Origin of the sequence: Ectobacillus panaciterrae DSM 19096 (assembly GCF_000430785.1) — a bacterium.
Taxonomy (GTDB): Bacteria; Bacillota; Bacilli; order Bacillales; family Bacillaceae_G; genus Ectobacillus; species Ectobacillus panaciterrae.
In genome coordinates this window covers 22,716-49,557 of the sequence record NZ_AUMR01000034.1, presented here as the reverse complement: position 1 = coordinate 49,557, position 26,842 = coordinate 22,716, and the positions used below count along the sequence as shown (strand labels likewise).

The window sequence follows — 26,842 nt, the reverse complement described above, 5'->3', positions numbered from 1 at the left end:
AGAGTGAATATACTGAAAAATAAGATATTTGGCATGCCACATACCAGTAAAGAAGGAGGAGAATAAAGGATGAGTCTTTTTAAAGTACAACAGCCTCTTTCTCTGAAGCAGCAAGCTTATGAAGGAATCAAAAATGCCATCATTTTGCATAAGATTCCTCCCGGCAGTACTTTGTTTGAAAGGGATTTGAGTGAAAGCTTAGGAATTAGCCGAACCCCTGTGAGAGAAGCGATTCCACTATTGGAAATGGAAGGGTGGGTGAAATCCATACCGAGAAAAGGAACATTTGTTAGTCAAATAACGGCTGTGGATGTTGAAGAAGTGATTCAAATTCGGAGAGGGCTTGAGATTCTAGTTATTGAACTGCTTATTCCCAAAATTACAGAGCGGGACATCGAACAGCTCGATGAAATTTATGTAAAACAGCTTGAGCATATACAAGACAGTGGACAATTTATCTCAGTAGATAAAGATTTCCATATTTACTTGGCTGAGTTGAGTGGAAATCGCCGTCTTGTAAATCTAATGGGCACTATAAGCGATCAAATTAGGTGGTTTGGTGTCAGTGCACTGAATTTACCGAATCGGACAGAACAAACATTAAAAGAGCATGCCTGGTTGATTGAGTGTTTAAAAAATAAAGATGTTGAAAAAGCGAAAGAGGCTGTGTTAGAGCATATCGAGCACACTCGAGTGGCTATTTTATCGAGCCTCAGTTTGGGAGATTAAATAATAACCTCTATTCTTATTATGTAATAAGGATATGAGTTGATTATAATGTAAGCCTTTACATTCAAAGGGGAGGGATATATATGTCCGAAGTGTTATCGAAGAATTTGAAAGTAGAAAGTGAAGAATTAGAAAAACCATCACGTGTCCGATGGTGGTTAGCTTTTCTCTTTTTCCTTATTGGATTGATCGCTTATATGGATCGATCAAACATTTCGATTATTGCGAAGCCAATGATGGAAGATTTGAATATGAATAAGGTTCAATTCGGTATGTTGGCATCGTTATTCTCTTTAGGATATGCGCTCGCTCAAATTCCTGCGGGGATTATTGCGGAGCGGATTGGCGCAAGGAAGATTGTGTTATTTGCATTAATTTGGTGGTCGATTTTCACAGGGTTAACAGCGGTTGTAAAATCTCATGGATTAATGGGGCTTGTACGTTTTTTATTTGGGGTAGGGGAAGGACCGATGTATCCCGGTAATGCGGTGTTTAACACGTATTGGTTTCCAAAACAAGAAAAAGGTCGTGCCGCCAGTGCGCTTTTGGCGGGATCTTATTTTGGGCCAGTGATTGCGCCGGTATTAACCGTGGCTATTTTTCAAACTTGGGGGTGGGAAGCGGTTTTTTACATCTTTGCCGGACTGGGCTTAGTAGCTGCATTGCTCTGGTATGTGATTGGCCGGGATAAACCGGAAGATCATCCTTTTGTAAACAAACAAGAATTAAAAGTGATAATGGAAAATAGAACGGTTAAAGCAGAGAAAAAGTCATTAGCTCCATGGAAGCAATTTTTGAAAAGTGGCCGCTTCTGGGCGCTGGGTCTTCAATATTTTGTTGTTTTGTATATTATTACTTTTTTTCTTGTATGGCTACCAACTTATTTGTTGGAAGCAAGGAGTTTTTCGTTGAGTAGCATGGGATTCGCAGCTAGTTTGCCGTGGTTATGTATATTTATCACAGTTATGACTGGTGGAACGATTTCAGATTGGTTAGTTAAGAAAGGGAAATCAAAAATGATTGCTCGAGGTTCGTTGGCGATATCAGGATTGGTCATATTTGCCGGCACTATGTATTTAGCCGCGTATGCTTCGAGTCCATGGATGAATGTACTATGGCTGACGATTTCTTTAGGTGCATTAGGATTTCCGGTAGTGACTTCATGGGCAGCAGTTACAGATTTAGGGAATGAATATTCCGGTTCTGTGTCAGGGTGGATGAATCTCTGGGGAAACCTTGGTGCTTTTGTATCACCCCTATTATGTGGCTGGTTAGCAGAAAATATCGGTTGGGAATCAACTTTGTTAGTAAGTATTGTTCCCATTCTCTTTGCTAGTCTCCTTTGGTTCGGTGTTCGTCCAGATCGATCGCTAACATAATCATTCATTTTTAATTTAACTGGCATGCCACATGCCACAATTTTTTAGAGAGGAGTAGATGAAATTGAATTATGCAATTTTCCAAATGAACATTGTAGCAGGTAAGCCGGCTGAAAACAGAAAAAAAGTAAAGAATTGGGTTGAAAAAACAATGATGACATCGTCTCCGGATATCCTTGTTCTTCCAGAGATGTGGACCACAGGTTATACCTTACCTGCTTTAGATGAATTGGCAGAGGAGGAGGGGCGGGACACAGTTCCTTTTTTGACGGAGCTTGCGGATCGTTTCAGTGTGAATATTATTGGCGGGTCGGTTGCGAATAAAAAAAATGGCCGCATTTTTAATTCTTCTTTTGTGGTGAATCGAAAGGGTGAAGTCATATATGAATACGACAAAATTCACCTTGTTCCTATGCTGGATGAACACCTTTACTTAGAAGGAGGAAAGGAAAAAGTAAGCGTATTTGAATTGGATGGTATTAAAATGGGATTAATTATTTGTTACGATTTGCGTTTTCCGGAACTTTCCAGAAAACTGGCGCTTAAAGGAGCTGAAGTACTTCATGTTGTCGCGGAATGGCCAACAGCCAGAAGAGAGCACTGGTGTACATTACAAAAAGCGAGAGCTATTGAAAATCAAATGTTTGTAGTTTCATGTAATCGTGTCGGGTGTTATGACAATGTCGAATTCGCTGGAATGTCGATGATTATTGATCCATGGGGAAATGAACTGTCAATTGGATCTGTTCAAAGTGAGGAAACTTTAGTAAATGATATTTTGTTGGAATTAGCTGCAAAAGTACGCAAAGATGTCCCTGTTTTTTCAAGTAGAGTACCAGAATTATATTAAATTGATAAAGGTGTGAAGAGAAATGGAGAATAAATTGATATTGAACATTCAAGGCATCAACCAAAAATTAGAATTTCATGTGAAAAATATATTTAATGCGGGTTATGCCGGAGTGAATCAGGAAAAAGTACAAGAGCATATTGATGAACTGGCTAAATTAGGTGTTGAAACACCTACGACGATTCCTACTTTATACCCTGTAGCTAATCAGTTGGCTACGTATTCTGATTCTTTTCAAGTGCAACATAATGAAACAAGCGGCGAAATCGAATATGTATTAATATGGTCCGATAACGAAATGTACGTCACAGTTGGCAGCGACCATACAGATCGTAAACTAGAAACCTTCAGTGTCCCAATGTCTAAGCAAGCTTGCCCGAATATTTTAGCGCGAGAAGTCTGGAAGTTTGAAGAAGTAAAGGATCACTGGAATCAAATTGAATTAACTTGTTGGATACGATCAAATGGTAAAGAAGAACTTTATCAAAAGGGTACTTGCGGTGAGCTCATGGCACCAAAAGATTTAATTGAAAACTTTAAAGAAATGAAAATTGGTCAGGATGGACATGTTTTTTATTCAGGAACAATCGGAACAGTTGGAAATTCTTTAGCGTACGGAGATGAATATGTAATCGAAATGAATGATCCGGTACTAAATCGAGTGATTACACATCAATATAAATTGGAGTTTTTGCCAGAAGAGATTGGATGAGGGGATGACTCCATGTCTATCAAGCTAATGTTTTTAAGTACCCCAGGAAGAAGAGAAACGGTTGAGTATTTTGGTTCTGGTGCAAACCTCGAATGCTGTCAAAATATATACAAAAATACGAATGTAGTTCCGAACGTTTAAGTATATTGAAACATAAAAATTTGGGAAATCATACAGAGTTCCGAATAAATATTTTATTTGACAGAGTAATATTCAGGTTACATTAATTGTCCAATTCTTTTTGCACCAGAACCCACATTAGTGTGTTCTTGGGCCGCTGCTACGGACTTAGGCAGGAACTTTTCCGGGTCCGTTTCAGGTTGGATGAACTTGTGGGGAAATCTAGGAGCATTTGTATCACCATTATTATGTGGATGGTTAGCAGAAAACTTTGAGTGGAATATCACATTAGGAGTAACTGTAATCCCTGTGTTTATTGCAGCTATATTATGGTTGTTTGTGAAACCAGATACCTCATTACTAAGTACAATTAAGGAGTGACCAAGGTGAATTATTTAGTATTTCAAATGGATTTAGAAGTTGGGAACCCAGAAGAGAATAGGAAAATCATTGAACGCTGGTTAGAAGCTAACTACAATGATGATTTGGATGTTGTAGTACTTCCTGAAATGTGGTCTACGGGCTATGCGTTGGAAGAATTGAAAGAAATCTGCAAAGTGGATGGTAATCAATCCATTGAATTTTTGCAATCACTGGCTAAGAAGTTTAATGTAAACTTGGTGGGTGGCTCGATTGCCGTATTAGAAGGTAAAGATATCTTTAATCGTGCGGTTATTGTAAATCGAATGGGTGAGATTGTTCATACATATGACAAGATGCACCTTGTTCCGATGTTAGATGAGCCAAAGTTTTTAACGGGCGGTCTTAATCAAGTTGAAGTATTTGAACTTGAAGGTGTGAAGATGGGGGTTATTATTTGTTACGATTTACGGTTCCCAGAAATTATTCGCGACTTAGCATTAGAAGGTATTCAAGTGCTACATATCGTAGCAGAATGGCCACTCGCAAGGGAAACACATTGGAATACGTTGCTTCGTGCACGCGCAATTGAGAACCAAATGTATGTTGTTGCATCAAATGTGACGGGGACAAAGTTAGGAGTGAAATTCGCAGGTTGCTCACAAATTGTAGATCCTTGGGGAGACATCGTTCAGAAATTAGATCAAGAAGTTGGTGAATTAAAAGCAACTTTAGATTTAGAAACAGTACCGCAAGTCAGAAAAGATGTGCCAATCTTTAGTAGTCGTGTACCATTACTTTATAAGTTCAACCGAAGATCCTTCTTGGACGGAGTGAAGAAAATGTCGAGACCTGAAATTGAATTTACAGACTATAGTAATTTTGAACTTGAACCAATTGATGGGATGGTCGTAGGGCTGTCACAAAGGGTTATTTCAGAGGATTCGTCAACACAGGAAATGGTTCGCATTTTGGAGTTCGCACCCGGTACAGACACGACGCCTAATGGAGTTCAAGTGCATAATTATTGGGAAGAGCTATATATCGTTAAAGGGTCTATCATTGATTTAACCTTAAATAAGATATTCACTGCGGGAATGGTGGCTTCACGTCCCCCTGGAATGCAACATGGTCCATGGAAGTCAACGGATGGTTGTGTAATGTTTGAAGTACGATACAGTCGATGATAAAGCGCTCATATTTCGTTAGTTAATCCTTCGTCAAATCCTGCCATTCATATGTCGAAACATATACGCAACAAAATAAAAAAGGACACATTGCCCATAAGACATCTTATGTTAACTGACAGCTCCAAAGGGGCTGTTTTTTAGTGTCAAAACTTAAAAAGTTTTGACACCGTTTTGGTAGTCTCCTAAATACATTTACTTCCGCTTTCGAATGATATGTCAACCAGTCCAGCCGAAGTGCTGGTTTTTTGTTGTTTACCGTAGCAACAGTAAGGATTCCTTTTTCAGAAACTGTCTTAGCGTATAATATCCGCGTTTTGCCGTCAGGACCCCATGCCCATCAAGTTAGCAGAGGACGATACCTGGATTAAAGCATAGATATACTGTGATATCACTCCATTCCCGTTGTCCTCCACCAATTAGAAGCATCCAGACCCGGTCGTCTGCGATGCTTCTTTGGCTTCCCCTTTCATGCGGAAACAGTCTTTCTCCTTACGAAACGTCTGTCTGCCAAATAAACGACGAACAGAGACAACAAGCCGACACCGATCGGTATACCGAACGCTTCGTATGAAAATGGCGCTCCTTCAAACTTAAGCTGGCTTGTGGCGCGGTACTCGAGCCGCTTGGCGGCGAATTTCGCCGTCCAGATATCTTCCTGCTTCGCCAAATCTTCAAACGCAGGCTCCATCGCGAACCGCTCCGGCGCATCGCTGTGCAGGTAAAGCTGCTCAGCCTTTCCGCCGTTCTCGTTCCAGTTGCGGATATCACCCGCAGCGCGCGTCTTAACGTCCGGCCCCACCAAAATCATTTTGTCGAGTTTCGGAGCATCCGCTATTTGATATCGGGCGATCAGATTCAGACCGTGTCGGGTAACGACTGGCTCGCGTTTGCTTGATATCGTCAATGTTGTCGTCGTGCCGGAAGCCCCGTACGTGTCAAAAGCCGAGGATAACATCAGCTCGTCGGCCCCGTCATACAGCAGGACCCCGTTCTTTTTCTTGCTCCATTGAAACGCATTGTTCAAAACATAGACGATATCGCTCAATCCGGCCGTGAAAGGCTCCATTTGCGGATGCTGAACAAAATCGTAGGAAGGGTAATTCATTTCCTTCGCCACTTTCTCCGCTGCCGGCTCTCCCATTTGCCGGGATATGACGTACAGCGTGGCATCGATCCCCGAAGTCAGGCCGGCCGAGGAGACCATGTTGCCGTCAGGCACGTAACGCTGATCCCTTTTCCAGGTAATCTCGGTATATTTCTTTTCCAATCTGCCGATATCTCCCCAATGCGTTGCCGCAGATTTCCCGTTCAGCAGGCCGGTATCCGCCAAATTTTCCGCCCCATTGCAGATGGACAACAAGGTCGTTTCCTTGCCGGAGTGTTTCCTTATCCAATCGCGGACAGGCTTGTATTTCGCCTCATCCAAAATCGGCATGAAAGGGATCACGATTATATCCGGACCTTTGCCCGTCAATTTGTCCAACTCGTCGAAAGTGTAATGCGGTACGACATCAAGGCCGCCCGTCAACGATTTGATGTTTTTGTCGGGAGCTGCCGCAAACACATTGTACGAGTTCGTCATGGAGAACATTTCGTATGGTACGAGAAAATCGAACACCTCGGTCACTTCATTCGCCAAAATAACGGCCACTGTCGGCTTTTTCGAATCATAGGCAGGAGCTTGAATGCTTTGTAAAGAAGTAGGGACCGGCTTATCGTAAACCGACATAGCCTCTTGCATCGTGCTCATGAAACCGATCGCTCCGGTTCCTCCCACAAACAGAACGAGAACGCACACATATACGATGAAACGCCATACTTTTTTCAATTGCCTTCTCTCCCTTGATTTTTTCCAGTTGATTATTAATTATTATTTAACTTCTTAATGTAAGTATAAGGGGAGAAGGAAAATTAATCCATCCGCCCGAAGACTATATTTTTCCCGGACTAAGGCCCAGGTAAAGGACTTTTTTCTCGAACAGCAGCCGAATGCTTCTTTTATAATCATAACTGACCGGGCTATTCGAACAGCGTCGGCGAAGCATGGACTGTGCATGATAGAACGCTTTTGCTGCTGAATCGTCTTTCCGAAAAGAAAGCACCGATGTCCCGGCCCGAAACAACGCCTCCGCGTGACGCCCCACCAAGACGTCCAGCCCCAGTTGAGCGCCGAAAAATGCTTGAACCGCTTCGAGTTGCTGCGTGCCTAAACATAGTTCTTTAAGGGGTACCGCCGCATACCCATCAACCTAATAAAAACAAACTATCCCAAAACGATAAAATTGAGCAATTTGCACAAAATCTTCGTTTTGGGGTGATTACAAATTCTTAATTTGATGGGCATGCGTCAGGACCCCTAATTAATCTTTAATCAAATCAACTCCCGATAACACTGATTATGTGAACAAGAAATCCCTTCAAATTTTGTATTCTGATCTGAAGGGATTTTTCATTTCCAGTGTCAAAAGTTAGAATTAACGGAAGTAGAATGGTTAATTAAAAGTAATGTGAATTAATAAAAAGAAGTTCTTGATCTATTCATCAAGAACTTCTTTTTATAACAAGTCCAATATTCAAAGATTAATTGCAATTATCTTGAAGTTTTTGCACCAGAACCGTTTCTACAACACATTCATGAAAATAATAATGATTTCGTTTTACAAAAAATTATTGTCTAGTTATAATAGATACTACATGGATATACGTATATTCATCTGACAAGTTTATAATCAGTAGATTTGGGAAAGGAGAGCAAAGAACATGGACTCAGTAGAAAACATTTTAACACACTTAAAAGAAGCTGGTTATAAATTCACAAGTAAACGAAGAAGGATAATAGAAGTATTAATTGCAAATCAAGATACATTTATAACTGCTAAGGCTCTTTATATAGAGATACAGAAGGAATATCCTAATGTAAGATTGGATACCATTTATCGTACTTTAGCTCTTTTCTTGGAGAAAGGCATAATTGAGAAAAGAGAATTTGGTGAGAAGGGGAGCAAATTTCGTCTTGTTTGTCATCAGCATCATCACCACCATCTTGTTGGTCTTTCTTGTGGAAAGACAAAGATATTAGATAAGTGTCCTATGGAATTTATTGATACAGTTTTTGATGATTTTCCAGTTGTTGAGCATCGATTCGAGATTTATGGTTATTGTAACTCTTGTATATAGGACTACCTAATATACTATACTCAAGAGTTTATATATATAAAAATGACTGTCTTAAACATAGTAAAGATAAATGTCAGACAGTATGAAATATGACTTGTAAAGAAAGGTATAGATAGGGTGAAATTATGGATATTCAACTACCATCCAAAGCTGAGCGACATATTCTTTTCGGCTCAGTTACTCCAGGTTCTAAGACAAAACCTACACAAAAGCATGAGATGTCCGATTTACAAAATAAGAAAAATAATTTCTTGTTTTCTTTAAACCAGGTTGGTATTAGCAATGTAAAAATGCCAGTTAATGTACATAGCGCGTTGTCTCCAACGCAACAAACGACTGTTGCCACCTTTACTTTAACATCTAGTATTCCATATAATCATAAGGGAACTAATATGAGCAGATTTACAGAACAACTTGAGAAGTATCGGCAACAAGGATTCACGCTAGATCTTCCTATATTACGTGACTTTGTGAAAGAGCTGTCAGAAAGGTTAGAGCAAGTAGAGGCAAAACTAGAAGTGGAATTTCCTTGGTTTTATGAACGCAAAGGCCCGTCTTCTGGTCTAACTGGATTAAATCATGCAACTGTCAGAATATGCATTTCATATAGTCAAGAGACTGGATTTACAAACGACGTAACCCTGATATGTGGAATTACTACTTTATGCCCGTGTTCTAAAGAAATTAGTGAGTATAGTGCGCATAACCAGCGTGGCTATGTCACTATGAAAGTTCGTCTTTCGGATGATTATGACGAAGAACAAGATTGGAAAAAAGCTTTATTAGATGCAGCCGAATCAAATGCAAGTGCATGTGTTCATCCTATATTAAAGAGGCCGGACGAAAAAATAGTTACGGAACAGGCATACGAAAACCCTCGTTTTGTAGAGGATATGGTGCGTCTCGTGGCAGCTGACCTTTATGAAATAGAATGGATAACATCTTTTACAGTAGAATGTAGGAATGAGGAGTCTATTCATTTACATGATGCAGTAGCATTTCTTACATTCAGTAAATAAAAAATAAGCTGATCCTAATCAAAAGGATCAGCTTATTTTCGTAATTTATGCAGTTACAGGAACCCATTTCCATTCTGATGCCTCTTCTACAACATGGCCTAAGGGAGCGTAAATATTTTTGTGTAAATGGGGTTCCAGCTAAATTACAGCAACCGGCTTTACATGGAGTGGCAGGTATGATAGGCTGGCGAGCCAGGCGATGCCTTGTCTTTTCAAAGGGATCGCCCAATCGCCAAGCATCATGCCTGCAGAGGCTCCATGTCAAGCCGGACTTCGCAAACATCAGGAAGAGAGTTCGGTTTCTAATCTGTCCCCAAAATAGATTGCGAGTTGCGATATACATTCTTTCCAGCTTCGCAGAGGCATAGTTCACTTCTTCGAAATTTCTATGGTAGCTAAGTAGATAATCTTACGAAGAGCGTCATCAGATGGATAAGCTGTCTTCGTTTTCGTGACTTTTCTAAGCTGTCTATGATAGCCCTCAATCGTATTCGTTGTATAAATCAGCTTGCGAATCTCAGCCGGATAGCTGAAGTAAGACGTGAGTTCCAGCCAGTTGTTCTCCCAATAACGGACGACGAGAGGATACTTTGTGCTCCACTTATCCCGAAAGTCAGAGAAGGCAAGCTCCGCCTCTTCCAGTGTAAGAGCTTGGTACACACGCTTCGAGTCGACCATCATCACCTTCTGATCTGTAAACGTGACATACTTCATAGAGTTCCGGATTTGATGAATGACACAGAGTTGAATATTCGTCTGTGGGAATACAGAAAGAATGGCCTCAGAGAAGTCAGAAAGCCCGCCCTTACAGGCGATCAGGATGTCTTCGACTCCTCGATTTTTCAAGTCTGTGCACACGCCAAGCCAGAAGCTGGCACTCTCATTCTCACCAATCCAAATGCCCAATATCTCCTTGTGACCCGACACACTAATGGCCCAGTACACTATAAGCAGCCTTACTGATGATGCGGTTCTCCTTGCGTACCTTAAAGTGAATGGCATCAAGAAAGACAATTGGATAGACACGGTCTAACGGACGGGACTGCCACTCGATAATAGACGGCATAATCTTATCGGTCACCTTACTAACTAGAGTTGGAGACACATCAATCCCGTAGAGATCTTTCATGTGATCCTCAATATCCCGCGTGGACATACCTTTGGAATAGAGAGCGATAATTTGGTCCTCCAGGCCATTGACAGTGGTCTCATACTTCTTGATGATGTGAGTCTCATACTCACCGTTACGATCTCTGGGAACCTGTAAATCTGTGTTACCAAACTTCTTTTTCACAGTCTTCTTACTGTGTCCGTTACGGCTATTGCCCGTACACTTCCTTTTAATACCTTAATTAGGTAAAGGTTATTCAGAATACCGCTTCTTAATATCTTCAATAGTTTTAACCCTTTTATTCTGAATTTCCCAAGAGATTTGAGGAATCATCAAATCATCATTATCCTGCAGGACCCTTTATTCAACTATCTTGTCCGCTAGTTAAAGAAAATTATCTTACATCTAGATCGTACTAAAAATATCCTCCCCTACGAAGATCACCTCTAAAATAACTCATGCTGTATACCGACAAGAAGGATAGTTACTACAACCTAAAAAAGTCCCTCTTGAACCTGTGCGCTGTACTAATTTCCCGTTGCATCTAGGACAAATATGATTTCTAACTTTAAATTCTGCTTCTTTCTTACTGTTTATAATGGTTTCTATGTGTTTCTCTTTTATCTTTTTATCAGTTATATTTGCTCTTTTGATTATTCCATAAATCGCATTCATTTGAGTAAGTGAAAGAACACGTTCCTTGTATGTATTAATACACTTAATCACATCATTAAAATACAAAACATGCACGTTATTAGAAGTAACGTTAATCATTTTCAAAGTACTTCCTGAGCCAAATGCTACTATCGAAACAACAGGAACATGCTGCGGATTTAACAAATGCTCTATAGCTTTAATGTGACCATAATTTTGCCAAATTGGATTATAAAATCTAACTTTCCTTGTATAAATCATTTGAGTCCATTTCGGGTCTTTTTCATTTCCTAATATCCAGCCATCATAGTTCTTTGTCTCAATAACAAAGATTCCTGCCCTAGATATGACTAAATGATCAATTTGTGTAGTTTTTCCTCTTTCTGTTTGGATAGTCAAATCGTACATTACAATATATTCATCTTTGTTTAATTTGGATAAATGGTTCTGAATTTTCTTTTCTCCGGCTCTACCTTTAATTTTATAAAAGTTTTTTGAGCGATAAATCGTAATCCCAATCATGACAAATAAAAGAAGAAAAAATATAACTATGAATATTTCCATATCTCCTTAATTCCACCTTTAAGCTCAATATTCTTAATAACAACATTTTATTTTAATATTATTATATATAAAACAAAATAAAATTTCATTCCCTTATATTGAAAATGAATTAATAATCCCCCTCCCTGTAGACATTATTGTCTATGATAATCGTAATGGTTTACTTCAATTCGTATCGTAAACTAACAAAACTTTTCAAGTAAATTTAGTTGCTCGATATTTATCTTCATCAGCTCCTTAATATTAATGAATGAGAGCAGTTTTATAGCTGCTCTCTCCTATAAAGTATTTGCAAGTATGAAGATACCTTTAAAGGAAGTCTCTGAAGTATGGGGACTAATAACATGATTTAAGAGAGTATTCCAATCATTTAGCTTTGAAACTAAAAACCTTAACAATGTTTCAAACTCCATAATATAAACACTGTAGAATAGAGCCTTTTTCTAACTGTAGGAGCATTAAATTTCCGTCTTGAATTGAGAATTCTAATACACAGCGTGTGAGTTAGGGTGCTACCAACCCTTTTCACAGTGAAAAAGGTATGAAATGTCGAAAATAGCCCCCCTATACAAGCAAAAAGGATGAGTCGCCTCATCCCCTGCAAATCCTACGCCTATTCATTCTTATATATTCATTAAAGGGCTCTTTTGGGATCAACAGTTACGTTATTTGTGTGAGTTTTAATGAATGATCTACACTATCCTCTAATTTCGATATGTATCAAAAAGATAGCAGAGCTAAAAACGTCTTTGCTTTGTGCATGACTGAATTAACAATTACTAAGAGTATAAGGAATAGAGGTGACATCGAATCTCTAAGAACTTAATTCTTCTCTTGAAAGGCAGACTCGTTTAATACAATCGTATGCTTTGTCCACGTTCCCTTTAAATATCTCTATAAACGGATTTATTATATATTCACTAACCGCCTCCTGATGTAATCCATCAACGTTTTGTGTTAAGACTGTAACAACTTTCCCCTGCTTTTCAAACTCTGCAAGGAATATATGTCCTTCATTCGGTCTATACTCTCCTAACAACTTGATTTGAAATATCTCTTTATACTTTTTCCAAAATTCTTTTGGTTTCCGGTAAAAAAAGAACGTGAGATATAATCCTCACGTCTTACTCCATATTTTCATAGCCTTCCTGTAGATCGGAAGTCTGGAATTCCTGAAGCAGTACTCATTCCTGCCCCAGTCAAAAATACTATATTCTTTGATTCACGAATCCAATCAGCAAACATTTTATAATCATTCATTTTCGCACCTCTTTCCTAATCTAAATTTCCCATCTAAACAATCCCTCAAATAGTTATGGAGATAATGGGTTATAATAGAAAAAAACTAATGCTTTTATGTGAAGATTAGATTATCTTGCGTTCCCAAATCAACAATCTATATTCTTGTCCTATAACTGCATATTCTTCTCAGTCTTATTACTAAAAGGACTTACTATTTCAAGATGAAAATTGACTCAAATCCACAGATTACATCTGAGGGATAATTATTTATAATATATACTGGCGACTATAGCTTGTAGACTAATTGTCTCCCTATTGGAAATTTATCATTAGGAGTGAATCATATAGAAGTTGAAGAAGCTTTTAGTTTAGTTTTACGTAAACATAGAGATACTCACAGGAAAAGCTTCTCGTATTGCATAAATTGAATCGTACATATATCAGTATACTTTAAAGAGGAAAAAGAAAACCTACTATCACCTCTATTGTTAACATTTCTACAACACTAAGATAGTGACCAAATGATTTTATTAAGGAGGTGGAATAAATAAAAGATGGGGAATTATGAAAGTCACCTATATTGAATTATAGAAAAATAATTATGCGAGGTTCAAAATGCCTATAAATAGAATAGAAATAAGAAATTGTAAATCTATAAAAAATCTGCAAATTTCGTTTAATCATATAAGTTGTTTGCTCGGTGAGAATGGATCGGGAAAAACTAATATCATGAAATCAATTAAATATTTTTATGATAATTTAACTGATAAAAATATTGATGATAGTTTGTATGATAAAGAAAATCCTTATATTCAATCGTTTGAAATAACATTTTTTTATGATTTTTCCAGATTAATAAAAATTGCTGAAAGTCACTCTGAACGAAATGATATCTATAATTACAAATTAAACCCAATTTTCAAAAAAATTAAGAATATTTATAAAGAGCATAGCGACTCTAATGGTGATATTAAAATAACATTAAACCAAGATAAAAATGGTATACAAAAATGGAATGTTTCATATGAGATAAGAGCATTCTTAAAAAATATCTTTCCAATCTATTTTTCTCAAACCAGACACCTTAACTTAATAAATTGGGACGAATTATGGGAAATTATAGGGGAATTAAGTAAAACTGGTGTTACAGAAAACACTTCATATAAAAATGATTTAGAGGAATGTTTCAAAAAAGCATTCGGTGAAAGATACTCTACAATCCTAAGCTATATTGAAACTGAATTTCAGAATAACGACATTGAGATTAAATCATTTAATTCTAATCAAAAATTTGCAAATATCTATCAACTGCAGCTTGGTGGAAATAGTTTTAAACATAAGTTTGAAAATCTCGAATATTTTTCAGATGGAATGAATTCTTTTAACTATTTAAAACTTCTTATAAATTTAATATCTAAAATATCCGATAGGAAGATAAAGGAACCTACTATTATTATTGATGAGCCAGAAATTGGTTTACATCCTAGATACTTAGACGAAATGGTAGATATCTTTTTCAAAAAAAGTGATCATATAAAAATATTACTTTCTACACATTCCTCTAGGATAATAAAAAACTTAATGGCGGATAATTCTAATGTACACTTATTCCACATTTCAATAGATAATAAATATTCGAAATTAAAAAGAATGAAAGGATTTACTGATAATCGAGAATTAAATATTATTACAGAACAAGAAGCAAGTTACTATTTTGCTAAAAGTATCGTTTTTGTAGAAGGCCCTACAGAAATAGAATTGTTCTCAAACCAAAACTTACTTACCCTATTCCCTTTCTTAAAGAAAGTTGAATTCTATCCATTCGGGAACAATAGCGTTAAATTAAAAATTATACATCCACATGAGAAAAACATAAGCATTCCTTATCTGATGTTAATAGATCTAGACCAAATTTTAAAATACGATAAAAGCAACTCTAAATTTACAATTAAAAAAGGACATAAGTTTATTAATCCTTTAAAAGACAATGATTATGAAAAGAAAGAAATTTTATATTATGGAAACAAAAGAGAAAAAACATATAACACTAGAAAAAGGATTAATGGAATAATTGATAAAAGTCAATTTTACTTCGATAATAATTGGGGCTATATTACCGGGAGAAGCGATTACTTTAATCTATTAAGGAATTTAATAAGAAACTATTCATTGGAATATAATATTTTTCCTGTTTTCACTACTATTGAGGGTGCTTTGATAAATAGAACAAACCAAGAAATTGTGTTTAATTGGCTTAAATATTCTAAGGAAAAAGTAGCTGAAAAACAAATAATTGACGACATTTATAACCAACAAACTTCTATAGCATATAAGACAACAGTATTAAGGTTAATCAATGATGGAAAATTTGATAATCTAGCTACTGTTAATGAATGGATAGGTAAGATTGATAATATCAGTGACCAAAGTGTAAAAGATATATTCGAGAAAATAGCTCAAGTAAAGAATGGAAAAACTGATGGGTGGGTGACACACTTTATGAACTACTTTTTTGAAAATCATATTAATAATATAGAGTTGACACACGAGGAAAAAATAAGTATATTTAAAAAGAATTTTCCTGAATTATATATGATAGTCACCTCTATAAGGGCAATAAATAAAAAATAAGTAGTAATATTAGACGCATAGTTTTTTTATGCATCTGATCCCTTGTTGAATAAAAGCCAAGGGAAGAGTGTTACAATATGTAGCAGCGTACGATTATCTGCGTATTTGGCCTACTAAGTTTTTTGTCGCCAAGGCGAGGCTTTGAGAAAGTACTTATTCGACTTTTGAGGTGATTATTATATTTATTTATAAGGAAGATTTTTTTTATGACTACATTCTTCAAGATTCATTAGAAGAAATTAAAAAGGTTATTGAAAACAAAGAAAATAACTATTATATTATAAAAATCCCTAAAAAAGATGGATTACGAAAATTAAACTGTATAAAAAAAGAGACCAAACTATATCAGTATCAAACTCTTATTAAAAATAAATTTCTAAATAGAATACCTATCGCAGAAAACGTGTATGGCTTTGTAAAAGGGCAATCTTATAAAGACTTTTTAGTTCCCCATACTTGGGAAAACAATAAAAAAAGGTTCTACTTAAGAATAGATATAAAAGATTTTTTTGGCTCAATTAATACTGATACTCTAAGACAGGTTTTTAGATACTACTTTAAAACAGATGAAAACGCTTCTAATGAAATGATTGATCTTTTATTAGACATTGTTAGTTTAGATGGTTTTTTACCACAAGGAGCAGTTACATCTCCAGTCATTTCAAACATCGTCTTTAGACAGCTAGATTTAAGAATACAAAAGTATTGTAACAAACTCAATTTTACATATACTAGATATGCAGACGACCTATTATTTTCATCGATTAACAAAAGAATATATGACCCTTTCTTTATAAAAATGATTAGTACTATTTTAAAATCTCGAAACTTTAAAATTAATCACTCTAAAGTAAAAACCTCAGACGAAGAAATCTCACTTAATGGATTTGTTGTTGGTAAAAACATCAGGCTATCTCGAAGTAAAAAGAGGGATTTAAATAGGATACTATTTATATTTCAAGATCAAAAACCTAAAAATATAACTGACTTTTTATCTTTGTTAAATTCAAAAAAATTTAAAAGTCGGATTAACGTAAACAATGAGTATTTTTCAAACAAGACCAATCTATTAAATTATTTAAGTGGATATCGTTCATTTTTAATTAGTTGGCTACCCGAAAACAAATCTTCACCTGATTTTAAAAGCAGCAAAATTTATATAAAAAGAATAGAAGAATTAATTTTAAATATTAATAATATGAATTAATAAATTAATTTCTCAATTATTATTTAAACAAGACACAATCTTTTGTGTCTTGTTTTTTAGTTTCACTTAACTAATATGTAACAAGTAAATATCCATAAATCAAATTTTATAAATAAAAATTAATATAAACTGTAATCTATACATACAGATTACTTAAAAACTTTCCTAGAAATCTAAGCTCTATTCCAGATGGAAAATAAACACTGTCTACATCTCTACATTGAACCAATATTCTCCTTTTGGTCACACATTGGTCACGCACTTCAGAAAAAACTAGGTAAAATCAAACTTCTATAGGAACCGAAACCGTTACTATAGTGCACTTTTAACCATACAAGGTAACATATAATCCACGCCGGCAGCGTAGCGGTCAGGATTTCCATTTCCCCATGTTCCACACAATAAAAAACGCTAAGAAATTAGCGTTTTTTCTATTAATTTACTCGTCAATTAACACTAGATTTTCAACTGTATAATACAACTTCAAATATGTGCATGTCCTCCATTCGTTATTAAAAATTCTATCTAATATTGATTTTATATAGCTGTGAAGCCGTTCTTTTCCCATTCTCCAACACGTACTCAACAGCATCCCTTGCCCATTCCCTCGGATTTTCTTCCTTTTTCGCCTTACTATATAAATCCTCAATCAGTTCCTTTCCTATAATACACAAATACATCACTTCTTTACCATCTTCACCTAATACTTCACAGTCTTGCATGAGCTTCTCCGTAACAGTAACGTACAACTTCTTACCATTATCTACAACCAACATATGTTTTCGAGAAGTATCCTTACGCAGAATAGCTCGTACACACCCTGCAATATAGTGTTGTTCACCCTTTCCCCTTACAATTACAGTCATAAGCAGCACCTCACTGTATCGTAATCTTTACATTTATCTTAAAAGATATTTTTATAGTTTGTTATAAAATAATGTAAATTTAAGGTAATAATGTAATAGCATAAGAATGTTTTATAGAAGCGTTTCGTAATACAAGGTATTTTAATAGAACAGAAAATCAATAATACTCTACACAATAAAACCAAACAACAAGCCCGTTCACAATTTCAATTCACTACCAGAAATCATTCTCCCATATCAAAACAAAGCCCCTATCTCCTCACTTCTTCATACCTACAAACTTCCCATACTCCCTCACAAACCTCAACCTCACCGTTCCAATCGGCCCATTCCGCTGCTTCGCCACATGAATCTCCGTAACCTCCTTATTCTCTGTCTCCCTATCATAATAATCCTCCCGATACATCAGCATAATCACATCCGCATCCTGCTCAATCTGCCCTGTCTCCCGTAGGTCGGACAGGAGTGGACGCTTGTCCTGACGTGATTCCACACCGCGGGAGAGCTGAGAAAGCGCCACTACACATACGTTCAAATCGCGTGCCATCAGCTTCAGTTTGCGGGAAATCTCACCTATTTCTTGCATACGATTTCCTCTGTATTTCGAATCGCCGGTGATGAGCTGCAAGTAGTCAATGACAACGAGCAGTTTTTTACCTGGGTGCTTTCGTTTCAGCTTTCGTACTTGCATCCAAATATCCTGTGTCGTGACGCCTGCTCTATCATAGATTTCCAGCGGCAGCGTACCGATTTCTGCAAGTGCTTGGCTTGTTTGTTGCCAATCTGGTATAGAAAAGAGGTGCTTTGGATTTCTCAGCTTCTTTGCCGGTACGTTTCCTATGCAGGAGATCATCCGCTTGATCAGCTGTTTTTCACTCATTTCCAGGGAAAATATGCCTACTGCCGTGCCTGATTTTGCTGCATGAAGGGCGAGGTTTAAGGCGAAGGCTGTTTTTCCCATGGACGGGCGCGCACCAATTACGATGAACTCTTCCTCCTGCAGGCCGCATGTGATCTCGTTCAATCTTTTGAATCCTGTATCAATGCCCGTAAGCTCTCCTGTGTCTTTATTAAGGTCTTCGTACAGACGGATTAAGGCGTCCTTTAATTCAAAATCGAATGTATCCTCTGTATTCTCCAGCTCGCTAAGCGCTGAGATCGTCTTGCCGATGATCTTCTCATCCTTGTCTATAAGAAGCTGTTCATTCATATTTTGCGCCATACGGATTGCGTGACGCATTTTCCACGAGTTCCGAACAAGCCTTTCGTAATGTGAAAAGTTGGCGGTGGTGGGAACGCTCTCCATGATGTTCACAAAGTACACAATGCCACCAATTTGTTCCAAGAATGCAGAATCCAGTTTGGAAACAAGGGTTATAAGATCAAGTGGATCCCCGTCTCCATCTATCTGGCGCATCAGCTTGAATAACGCCCGGTGCATCGTGACAGAGAAGTGCTCCTCGGTAAGCCGGCACTCCTTCATCAGTTCGCCATCGAGCAGTAAGGAACCAAGAACTGTACGTTCCGCCTCTACGCTCTGAATGCTCACGGACGCCACCCGCTTTCCTGCAAGAATTTCTGGAGTTCTTCTTCAGATGGTACGCTTTTTCTCCACTCTTCGTACTCGGCACGCAGATTGTCCACTTCATCATCAACAGGCCGTTCTTTCTTCCGGAACTTCCTTGTCGCCTCTTCCACTTCGCGAAGTGTTGTATATCCTTTTCCGTGCCAATCCCGTAAAATTCCCTTCACATAAGCAAGCGTCCGCTTATTGTTTTCATGTGCGATTTGCAATGCCTTTAACACAAGCTCTTCTGATAAATCCTCAATCCACCCCGCTAGTTCCTCTGACGTGTACGGGGATAACGTTCCGAAGTTTTGTTCGTAAAAAGCGAATACATTTTTGCTGACAGGAGCAATTTCTTTATTCGTTTCCGGCATTTCCGAAACCTCTGTTGGAGCAGGATACGGTTCTTCCTCTGGGATACCGAAATACTCCAGCAACAGCGGTATTTTCATTTCTTCCTCCAAGCATGTTTGGAGAAACATATGTACAAACTCCTTGTCTTTTACAGCTTTCAGCTCACGCAATACGCATTTTTCTATGTTCTTGTTTGTTATGCGGTTATAGCGTACCCAGTTTTTTATGTACAGTTCCTGTGTTTCTGCATTGTATACAATTTTTCCGTAATTAATAAATCGCTGCAGCAGCTCCTCGATAGCATCCTGTTTATAACCGGTTTCTGCTTCCACTAAACGTATCGGGAACTGATAGATGCCGCATTGCGTCGTTTTGGAGCATGTCAGCAAGTACAAATAAAAGTATCGCTCCTCCGGTGTTAAGTTCAATACGAAATGATCCTGCCAAAACCCTATCTGTACATTGCGATACACAGCCATGCTCATTCCTCCCGTCTCTTGCGGCACATGTCGAGCTGCCGCTTCCCTAATAGATATAAAAGCAAAAGAGAGAAATGGGTCAAAAAATTTTATAATTTAAAAAAAAGATTACTACTAGAAGATTTTTTCTTTAGTAAGTTCTTGTAGTAGTTTTTTTGTTTTTTATAAGTTCTTTTAAAGATCTTTGTTCTTGTAGTAGTTATTTATTTCTTTGTTTTTTAATGATTTATTACTTGTAAGGGGCTTGGGATGGGCTTGTAAGGAGCTATTTATTATAAGTTGAAAGGGTTTGCTAGAATTCAGGTTTATAAGATCTTATGTGTCATTCTCTAATAAAAAGATATGTGGCAACACAATGGAGGTGTTTATGGCTTTCGAACTTACGTAGAAAAATGTTTAATACACTTTGAAGAGGTAAAGCAGAACCAAGAAACAAACGAAAAAAATAACAAGTCCTATATAACTGATTTATCTTTTCGACATGTAACTTAGCTAAGTCCAAGCTGATGTTCAGTAAGTCTAGAAGGAATGACAAACAGCGTCTCCCTGCCTACTGGAAGACGCTGTTTGGTACACCATTTCTCCTGTTTTGCTCCAAACATCCTAATTCAAATTACCTTTCTACATAACAATTCCCATTAATTAAGTAACATTTTTCCGCTTTTAAAATGGGATTGTTGTTATCTACGGTAACAAATGTATCGGTAACATACGGATTGTAATAAACTAACTTATAGTTTTCAATGTTGACAACTTGATGACCAACATAGTTACCTACAACGTAGGCATGGACATTTTTTTGTTTGTCTCGTCTCACTCTCTCTTGACCTGCTTTGCTTATTTTAAATTCCACATTTGACAATACAAGGGTTTCTCTATGTGCAATCAAACGACGAGTTTTTTTATCCAGCACTGAAAATAACTTTTTACGAATGTTTCGGTACACTTGAACCCGCTGGTTAATTTGTAACTCCCTATTATTTAACAGAGGATTTGTCATACAGCATTCCCCTAACAAGTTATTTGTTCAAGAGCATTGTTATTCACTGTATGTTTATTATGTACCTTGTATCTTTAAATAATTACATTATTAGAAAGCAAAAATAAGATGAAGATATCACGAAAAAACTTGCACGTATAATATTATTTCCCTAAGACATCGCCTGACAATTAAAGAGATTTAACGTTTAGAACTAAATATAGCCATCAACACTTTAGAGTAGGTTGATGGCTATATTTAATTCTTTTAAGAAAAAGTACATATACATGGAATGACATTATCTTCTCTTTTAACTAATTCACGAAGTTCTATTTGTTTTTCATCCTCATTTAGCTTCTCTAAAATCTGTTCCCTATATTCTCTTAACGTATATGGTTATGAAAAAGAACACACACAAGGTACAGTATCATCTTGTTTTTTAAGAAACTTCTCTACCCCTTCCCTCTCCATTAATTCTCTATATTTTTTTAAAGTATAGGGACCACCATCTTTTTTAAGAATAGATACGTCTTTATCAAAATGTTTTCTAAAGTTTTCTTCCATTTCTTCTTGCTCAGCATACACATTCGGCCAAATTGCATATAAAGTAGCATAATGTTGAAAACCACCTCTAACACATCTACCGCCACAGTTTGCATGTGAAAAACCCTTAACTCCTAATTCAGGTCTCAACTTCTCTGCAATTGTATACATCCTAGGTAATCTAATGCCCCATTCATTTTCAATAATTGATTTAGCATCAATATCGTCTCTAAATGTCTCAATCATTGGAAATCTAGTCTCAATTGGTTCAACAGGCCTATGCTCATAAAATTCTTTCAAATTATCTGCGCGGTGTTTTTCATGAGGACCGATTCCAAAGTATAGAATTGGTTCTAGATTATGCTCATCTCGTAATTCTTCTAAAAACACAACAGTTTGATATACCTTTAATTCTTCAGAGCATTTAGCTAACCTAGAATTCCCCAAGAAACGATAATCATAAAATACTTCTTCAGGTGTTCTTCCATCCACTCTTTCAGTAATTTCTAATCCAATATACTCTGAAACCTCATCCATAAATCGATAGTTATCTTCATCTTCCCAAAGGGTATTCGTGAAAAATAAAATACAATTTTCTTTTCCATGAGTTTGGATCATATGATATGCAACATATGCACTTGCAGCTCCCCCACTAAACATTGCAACATGTACTGGTTTTCTATCCATTATTAAACACCTTCTAATCTATAAATTCATCTAACAGCTTGTATATCATGAACTCAACTTCTTCTTTTGGAACATTTCTTCCTGCGTTTTTTACCATTCTTTGAATGTTACTATAAATAGTGTTAGATTTCGTTGAAAGCTCTACATTTTTGACTATCTTTACAGTACCGTTTATCTTAATTTCCGTATGATCTTGTTTAATATTGTTCACATCATTATTCAATACTTCATCATACTCAAGCACTATTTGCCGTTGAAACAGGTCGTATGTCGTGTCAGACCAGTTACTAAGCTCTACACCTGTAAAATTATAAGCAAAAATATCTATCCACTCTTCTCGAATTTCTAGCTTAACGAGATTATTTATCATTTTATTTTGTTTCTGCAATAGAGAATTCTGCTGTTTAGCCCAAGATAACAAATCATCAAGGTTCTCTTTTTCAGTAATGGAAAAAATACTCATCTCAACTTCTTCTCTAAAATTATAAAAATACTTCTCAAGATGTAATTTGTGTTTCTCTAATAACTTAAAATCGTTCCTATAGATATTGTATAAAGCCATTAATGCCTCTTGTGGGTTAATTTCACTTCTTTTTATAACTTCTTTAAACTTAATTATATCTTTAGGCAATATATTAGTTATTTGTGTTATTCTCGGCAAGCTCCTCAACCAACTTAACATTGCATTGTTAAGTATGATAACCTTTGGTTTATTCTTAACCAAGTCATTAGCATATTCAATAAATAATCTGTCTAGTTCGTTGAAAAAGTTCTGATACGTCTCTTCTAGCTCATGATAAACATATTCGTATTCATCAGCCTCATTTACCATTTGATAAAACTTTTCTCCATTAACACCCGCTACATACATTTCATTTCTATAGAACATCATATCATCCCATTTGTCTCTAAGAAGAGATACTAAGTATATTGGAATTAATGGTTCGCGAATACCAAATGGTTGACTTCTCATAATATTTACTAATCCGCTAAGCTTTCCTCTAGTTTCTTTCTCTAATTTTTCTTTAAGAGCATTTCTTAGCATTTTAAAATTTTCATTAGAAATATTTTCTAGGTCAATTAAATTTAGCTGGTTATTCTTAAAAATTGTAGCGTAAATTAAATAATCTGGTCCTTGCCCCTCAATGCCGAAATTCTCATCCTGATACTCATTAATAACATGGTCTAATACTTTATAACCCGCTTTTCTTTGAATGTTGTTAATAAAACGACGATTGAATGAATCGTTTGTTACTTCTGGCGTGTAAGGATAGAATTTAAACATTAGGTTGCTGAGCTCTTCTTCAAGAACCATTTCGCTCCTAATATCCATTATTTCTGAATTATAAATCCATATAGTTTCTGGTGTATAACTTGTAAAACAGGACATATAATTATCAACTTCAAATTTTAAATCCTCTTTTTTCAGTAATAATTCCTGTTGTAAATTTTTATCTTCTTTTAGGAGTTCCACGTCTTCCAATAAGGTTTCTATGGCAACTAACTCATTTACAGGTTGTTGTATTACTTGATATGAAGTTTTATTTAAAACAAAAATTGAAAGATTACTTTTGAACTGCTGAACCTTAGCTAACACTTCATCGTACTGTTTATTTTCTTCTAACAAAATGTAATAGATTGTAGCGTCTGATTTATTATGTTCTGTTAATTCAACAGTTAATTTGTCAGCTATTACGTCTGAACTAAATACTACCTGAACGTTTGCATATCTTGTTAAGCTTTTCTCATCATTGTATTCATTAGCAAAGTAGAATCGTTTCGGCAGAACATGTCCCAATACATTAATTCTCTTGGCTCTAGTTGTATTTAAAGTTAATGACTTATCTTGTATTAAATTCTCAAGATGAAAAGAGCTTCCCTCAAGCAACTCCCAATATTCTAGCACTCTATTATATCTAACTGCTTTTAACTTCACTAGCTCTTCCATTATCTTTTCGAGTTCAATCATATTTATATTTAATGCAAAGCTCAAAAATTCTGTGGTTAACTTAAATTTCGATTGTAAACCCACCAATTGCCACAAGGTTATAAACTGTATAAGATTCTTATGGCCGCCTGAGTTAATCCCTTTATCGATATCAGGAATTCTCGTTATTAAATTTTTATATACTTTTAGCGATGCATATTCTTCTTTACTTGTATCAACATCAAAAACACTTGGAAAGAAGTACTGAAATAAATAAAATGGCAAGTAGTGGCTATCACGCTTACTCATATGATTTCTGAGTCCACCAGAATCCTGGCTTTCCAAGAAGGTAAATAATGTTCTCTCATTTTGACCAAATAAGCTTGATAAATGCGGCAATAAATATAGTGTTACTGGATGAATGGGATAAACACCTTCAATAACTAATCTTTCAATCTCCTGTTGATTGAGTTCAGGAAACAAAGGGTATTTTCTAAGATATTTTACCAACTCTTCTTTTGTATGTTGATCAATATTTGCACTAACATCTATTTCATGTAATACATTGTCTGCAAGACGAATAAAAGTGTAACGATCACTTTCTACATAATAGGTTTTAAAACGCTTTTCAATACGCTGAAACTCATTTTTAAACTCATCAGTAAATAAGCTAAAATACTGCCCTAAATTACGGTGAGTAATTAGTAGTAGATGGATATTGTCACTATGATGATCTGTCAGTTCTGCAAGGTCTTGTAAATCCTGCATAGTTTCATGTATTTCATGAGTTTCCAATGTTTGTAGCAGTCTTCCAAATTCATCATAAGCAATAAACAACCCTAGATTTTTTTTATTTAGTTGTTCAAGCACACTTTTGATTTGTTCAACAAACCCTTGTTTATAATCTATAATAAATTCTGCTCCAGACGTGAGAGTAGGGTACATAGATATGAACCATTCAATGGCTTCTTTATCTTGTGTTAATACCTCAAGACGAAAAGTATGAAAATCTTTACCTAAGGTTATGAGTGTTTTCTTAAAGTCTTTATATGTTTTAGGAAACTTTAATTTCCACAAATCAAGAGTTTCTATTATCTTTCCGCTTTGTCCAGGCAAAATTATATCTACGTTATGCTCGTTCAAAGTATGAATTATCGCGCTCAGTACAGCTTGTCTAAACGAACCCTCATTGCCGTTCAGTGCAACTGTAAGAAACTTCTTTTCAATATCTTTTGCTTTACTAAGCTCATCAAAAATCTCATCATGTACTTTGTCAAATTTACATACTAAAGAATTAGTTGTTTTCTTGTTCAATTCTTTAGAGACTACACTGCCGACTATAGTTGCAATTAATGATTTCCCTGTTCCATATGGACCAACTATGATATGGGAACGTAAATTAGCAGGATTGTTAAAACCTCTTAATAATCCTAATAAAGACTCAGCATGAGAAGGCGTTGGCAAGTAACGATTGACAAACTCCTCTTTTCCTAAATCAAACTTAATATTAACACTTGTCTTAAAGCTATTAGTTTTTAACGCCATTACATTTTTCTACCTTTCGAACGTATTCGTCAAATAAAAATTCTAAAGGGTCTGCTTCCGGAATTCGTATAGTATCCAAATTATTAGTCCTAGTAAACTTCACTGGATACTTCAGATGATGAGATAGTTGCTCTAAAGCATCTACAATTGTACTTCTTGCCATATTGAATACTCTCCCCCATAAACCCTCATGTGTGACCAACTCATCTACTGTAATGTTCTCGATTTCAAACCGTCTTCTGAAATCGAGTAGTACGTACATTAAAGCTGTTAAACCAACTTCTTTTGAAGAAAGAGATTTCTTATATACCATGCCTCTTTTTTCAGAAACTAAAGATAGCTTATTTAGAGGACTTTGAATAACCTCTTCTGGATCAATATTTTCTTGCTTTGCACTATATAGCTTAACTAGACATTCAATGTCTTTTTTTAATGAGTTAGTAGATATCTCTTTTTCCTCATTCTCTTTAACCCATGCAATAAATTTCTCAAGTAATTCATCTTTTGAAATTATAGTCTCATTCAAAATATTAAAGAACCAGAACCAAGCTGTACTAGGCTCACTTTCTTTACACATATGATAATGAATAATTGAAGCTGTATCTTGAAATTTAATAAACTTATCATATTTGAATACTATATTACCAAAAGGTGTAATCTCATATATTTTCTTTCGTTCCTCATTGTAATCTTCACTTACAACACCTGTAGCCACAACCCAATAACGTAAGGATTGAACCATATTTTTCCCAAGCCCCATTTTTTCAAAAGCCTCTTTATCATAGAAAAATCGATTATCTCGTTGCAAATGTTTAATAGCTTTATTCAACCATCGATCTCGCAGGTAAAAACTTTGATGTTGTCCGTATCCCATATACTACTTCCTTTCACTACAAATGAGTATTACTGGAGAAAAACCTCCAGTAATACTAAATTCCCAAAAGAAGCAT

At 36.0% G+C, this 26,842-nt stretch carries 20 protein-coding genes and 3 pseudogenes; 11 read left to right on the top strand and 12 right to left on the bottom strand.

The genetic code is table 11. The features are described 5' to 3' along the window. The first annotated feature begins 69 nt into the window (after nucleotides 1–69). The 7 genes and pseudogenes from H540_RS0110405 to H540_RS29470 all read left to right on the top strand — a co-directional run bounded on the left by H540_RS0110405 (nucleotide 70) and on the right by H540_RS29470 (nucleotide 5,337). A complete protein-coding gene (locus H540_RS0110405; protein WP_028400594.1) occupies nucleotides 70–729 on the top strand; it encodes a GntR family transcriptional regulator in 660 nt (219 codons plus the stop codon). A gap of 83 nt (nucleotides 730–812) precedes the next feature. Further along, entirely contained in the window at nucleotides 813–2,108 is a 1,296-nt protein-coding gene (locus tag H540_RS0110400; RefSeq protein ID WP_034670770.1) for an MFS transporter, read from the top strand. A gap of 58 nt (nucleotides 2,109–2,166) precedes the next feature. Continuing rightward, nucleotides 2,167–2,958 (top strand): carbon-nitrogen family hydrolase, encoded by a 792-nt coding sequence (locus H540_RS0110395; protein WP_342666039.1) that lies wholly within the window; start codon nucleotides 2,167–2,169, stop codon nucleotides 2,956–2,958. Between the two features lie 22 nt (nucleotides 2,959–2,980). Next, entirely contained in the window at nucleotides 2,981–3,670 is a 690-nt protein-coding gene (locus H540_RS0110390) for a DUF2848 family protein (protein WP_051317061.1), read from the top strand. 12 nt (nucleotides 3,671–3,682) lie between these two features. Next, nucleotides 3,683–3,811, top strand: coding sequence for a hypothetical protein (locus tag H540_RS35155; RefSeq protein WP_281172482.1), 129 nt, complete (start codon nucleotides 3,683–3,685; stop codon nucleotides 3,809–3,811). Nucleotides 3,812–3,937: 126 nt separating this feature from the next. Next, a pseudogene (locus tag H540_RS34520) lies at nucleotides 3,938–4,171 on the top strand (MFS transporter); the annotation flags it as partial. A gap of 5 nt (nucleotides 4,172–4,176) precedes the next feature. Next, nucleotides 4,177–5,337 (top strand): nitrilase-related carbon-nitrogen hydrolase, encoded by a 1,161-nt coding sequence (locus H540_RS29470; RefSeq protein WP_155891001.1) that lies wholly within the window; start codon nucleotides 4,177–4,179, stop codon nucleotides 5,335–5,337. Nucleotides 5,338–5,806: 469 nt separating this feature from the next. Here the strand turns inward: H540_RS29470 and H540_RS0110380 are convergent, their stop codons facing one another. After that, a complete protein-coding gene (locus H540_RS0110380) occupies nucleotides 5,807–7,168 on the bottom strand; it encodes a DJ-1/PfpI family protein (protein ID WP_028400590.1) in 1,362 nt (453 codons plus the stop codon). Nucleotides 7,169–8,100: 932 nt separating this feature from the next. On the opposite strand from H540_RS0110380, the gene H540_RS0110375 reads away from it, so the two are divergent. Both H540_RS0110375 and folE2 read left to right on the top strand, forming a co-directional pair. Next, entirely contained in the window at nucleotides 8,101–8,517 is a 417-nt protein-coding gene (locus H540_RS0110375; RefSeq protein WP_028400589.1) for a Fur family transcriptional regulator, read from the top strand. A 125-nt stretch (nucleotides 8,518–8,642) separates the two neighbouring features. Next, nucleotides 8,643–9,536 carry a GTP cyclohydrolase FolE2 gene (gene folE2 / locus H540_RS0110370; RefSeq protein WP_034670768.1) on the top strand — a complete coding sequence of 298 codons (894 nt, stop codon included), beginning with the start codon at nucleotides 8,643–8,645 and terminating at the stop codon, nucleotides 9,534–9,536. 282 nt (nucleotides 9,537–9,818) lie between these two features. On the opposite strand, the pseudogene H540_RS29465 reads toward folE2, so the two are convergent. The 4 genes and pseudogenes from H540_RS29465 to H540_RS35150 all read right to left on the bottom strand — a co-directional run. After that, nucleotides 9,819–10,866: pseudogene (locus H540_RS29465) on the bottom strand (IS256 family transposase); the annotation flags it as partial. 237 nt (nucleotides 10,867–11,103) lie between these two features. After that, nucleotides 11,104–11,865, bottom strand: a complete 762-nt coding sequence (locus H540_RS0110360) for an NERD domain-containing protein (protein WP_425388101.1) — start codon at nucleotides 11,863–11,865, stop codon at nucleotides 11,104–11,106. A gap of 814 nt (nucleotides 11,866–12,679) precedes the next feature. Next, a pseudogene (locus tag H540_RS35525) lies at nucleotides 12,680–12,946 on the bottom strand (Sir2 family NAD-dependent protein deacetylase); the annotation flags it as partial. Between the two features lie 56 nt (nucleotides 12,947–13,002). Then, a complete protein-coding gene (locus tag H540_RS35150) occupies nucleotides 13,003–13,125 on the bottom strand; it encodes a Sir2 family NAD-dependent protein deacetylase (RefSeq protein WP_281172481.1) in 123 nt (40 codons plus the stop codon). A 597-nt stretch (nucleotides 13,126–13,722) separates the two neighbouring features. Here H540_RS35150 and H540_RS0110345 point away from each other — a divergent pair. Together H540_RS0110345 and H540_RS0110340 are read left to right on the top strand one after the other, a co-directional pair. Further along, nucleotides 13,723–15,738, top strand: a complete 2,016-nt coding sequence (locus tag H540_RS0110345; protein ID WP_028400585.1) for a retron Eco8 family effector endonuclease — start codon at nucleotides 13,723–13,725, stop codon at nucleotides 15,736–15,738. A gap of 169 nt (nucleotides 15,739–15,907) precedes the next feature. Then, complete coding sequence (locus H540_RS0110340) at nucleotides 15,908–16,945, top strand: reverse transcriptase family protein (RefSeq protein ID WP_028400584.1); 1,038 nt, start codon at nucleotides 15,908–15,910, stop codon at nucleotides 16,943–16,945. A gap of 521 nt (nucleotides 16,946–17,466) precedes the next feature. Here H540_RS0110340 and H540_RS0110335 read toward each other — a convergent pair. From H540_RS0110335 to H540_RS0110305, 7 genes are all read right to left on the bottom strand, one after another. Continuing rightward, a complete protein-coding gene (locus H540_RS0110335) occupies nucleotides 17,467–17,811 on the bottom strand; it encodes a hypothetical protein (protein ID WP_028400583.1) in 345 nt (114 codons plus the stop codon). Nucleotides 17,812–18,070: 259 nt separating this feature from the next. Beyond that, the gene (dnaB, locus tag H540_RS0110330) at nucleotides 18,071–19,360 is read right to left on the bottom strand and encodes a replicative DNA helicase (RefSeq protein WP_028400582.1); all 1,290 of its coding nucleotides are present in this window, start codon (nucleotides 19,358–19,360) and stop codon (nucleotides 18,071–18,073) included. Continuing rightward, complete coding sequence (locus H540_RS0110325) at nucleotides 19,357–20,211, bottom strand: DnaD domain-containing protein (protein ID WP_028400581.1); 855 nt, start codon at nucleotides 20,209–20,211, stop codon at nucleotides 19,357–19,359. Before H540_RS0110325 ends, dnaB begins: the two co-directional genes overlap by 4 nt. A 613-nt stretch (nucleotides 20,212–20,824) precedes the next feature. Continuing rightward, nucleotides 20,825–21,211: a hypothetical protein gene (locus H540_RS29455; RefSeq protein ID WP_051317060.1), complete on the bottom strand. Its 387-nt coding sequence runs from the start codon at nucleotides 21,209–21,211 to the stop codon at nucleotides 20,825–20,827. 375 nt (nucleotides 21,212–21,586) lie between these two features. Further along, nucleotides 21,587–22,420 carry a hypothetical protein gene (locus H540_RS0110315; protein WP_034670766.1) on the bottom strand — a complete coding sequence of 278 codons (834 nt, stop codon included), beginning with the start codon at nucleotides 22,418–22,420 and terminating at the stop codon, nucleotides 21,587–21,589. Between the two features lie 13 nt (nucleotides 22,421–22,433). Beyond that, the gene (locus tag H540_RS0110310; protein ID WP_028400579.1) at nucleotides 22,434–25,892 is read right to left on the bottom strand and encodes a hypothetical protein; all 3,459 of its coding nucleotides are present in this window, start codon (nucleotides 25,890–25,892) and stop codon (nucleotides 22,434–22,436) included. Further along, the gene (locus tag H540_RS0110305) at nucleotides 25,876–26,766 is read right to left on the bottom strand and encodes a DUF4007 family protein (protein ID WP_028400578.1); all 891 of its coding nucleotides are present in this window, start codon (nucleotides 26,764–26,766) and stop codon (nucleotides 25,876–25,878) included. Before H540_RS0110305 ends, H540_RS0110310 begins: the two co-directional genes overlap by 17 nt. Nucleotides 26,767–26,842 lie beyond the last annotated feature (76 nt).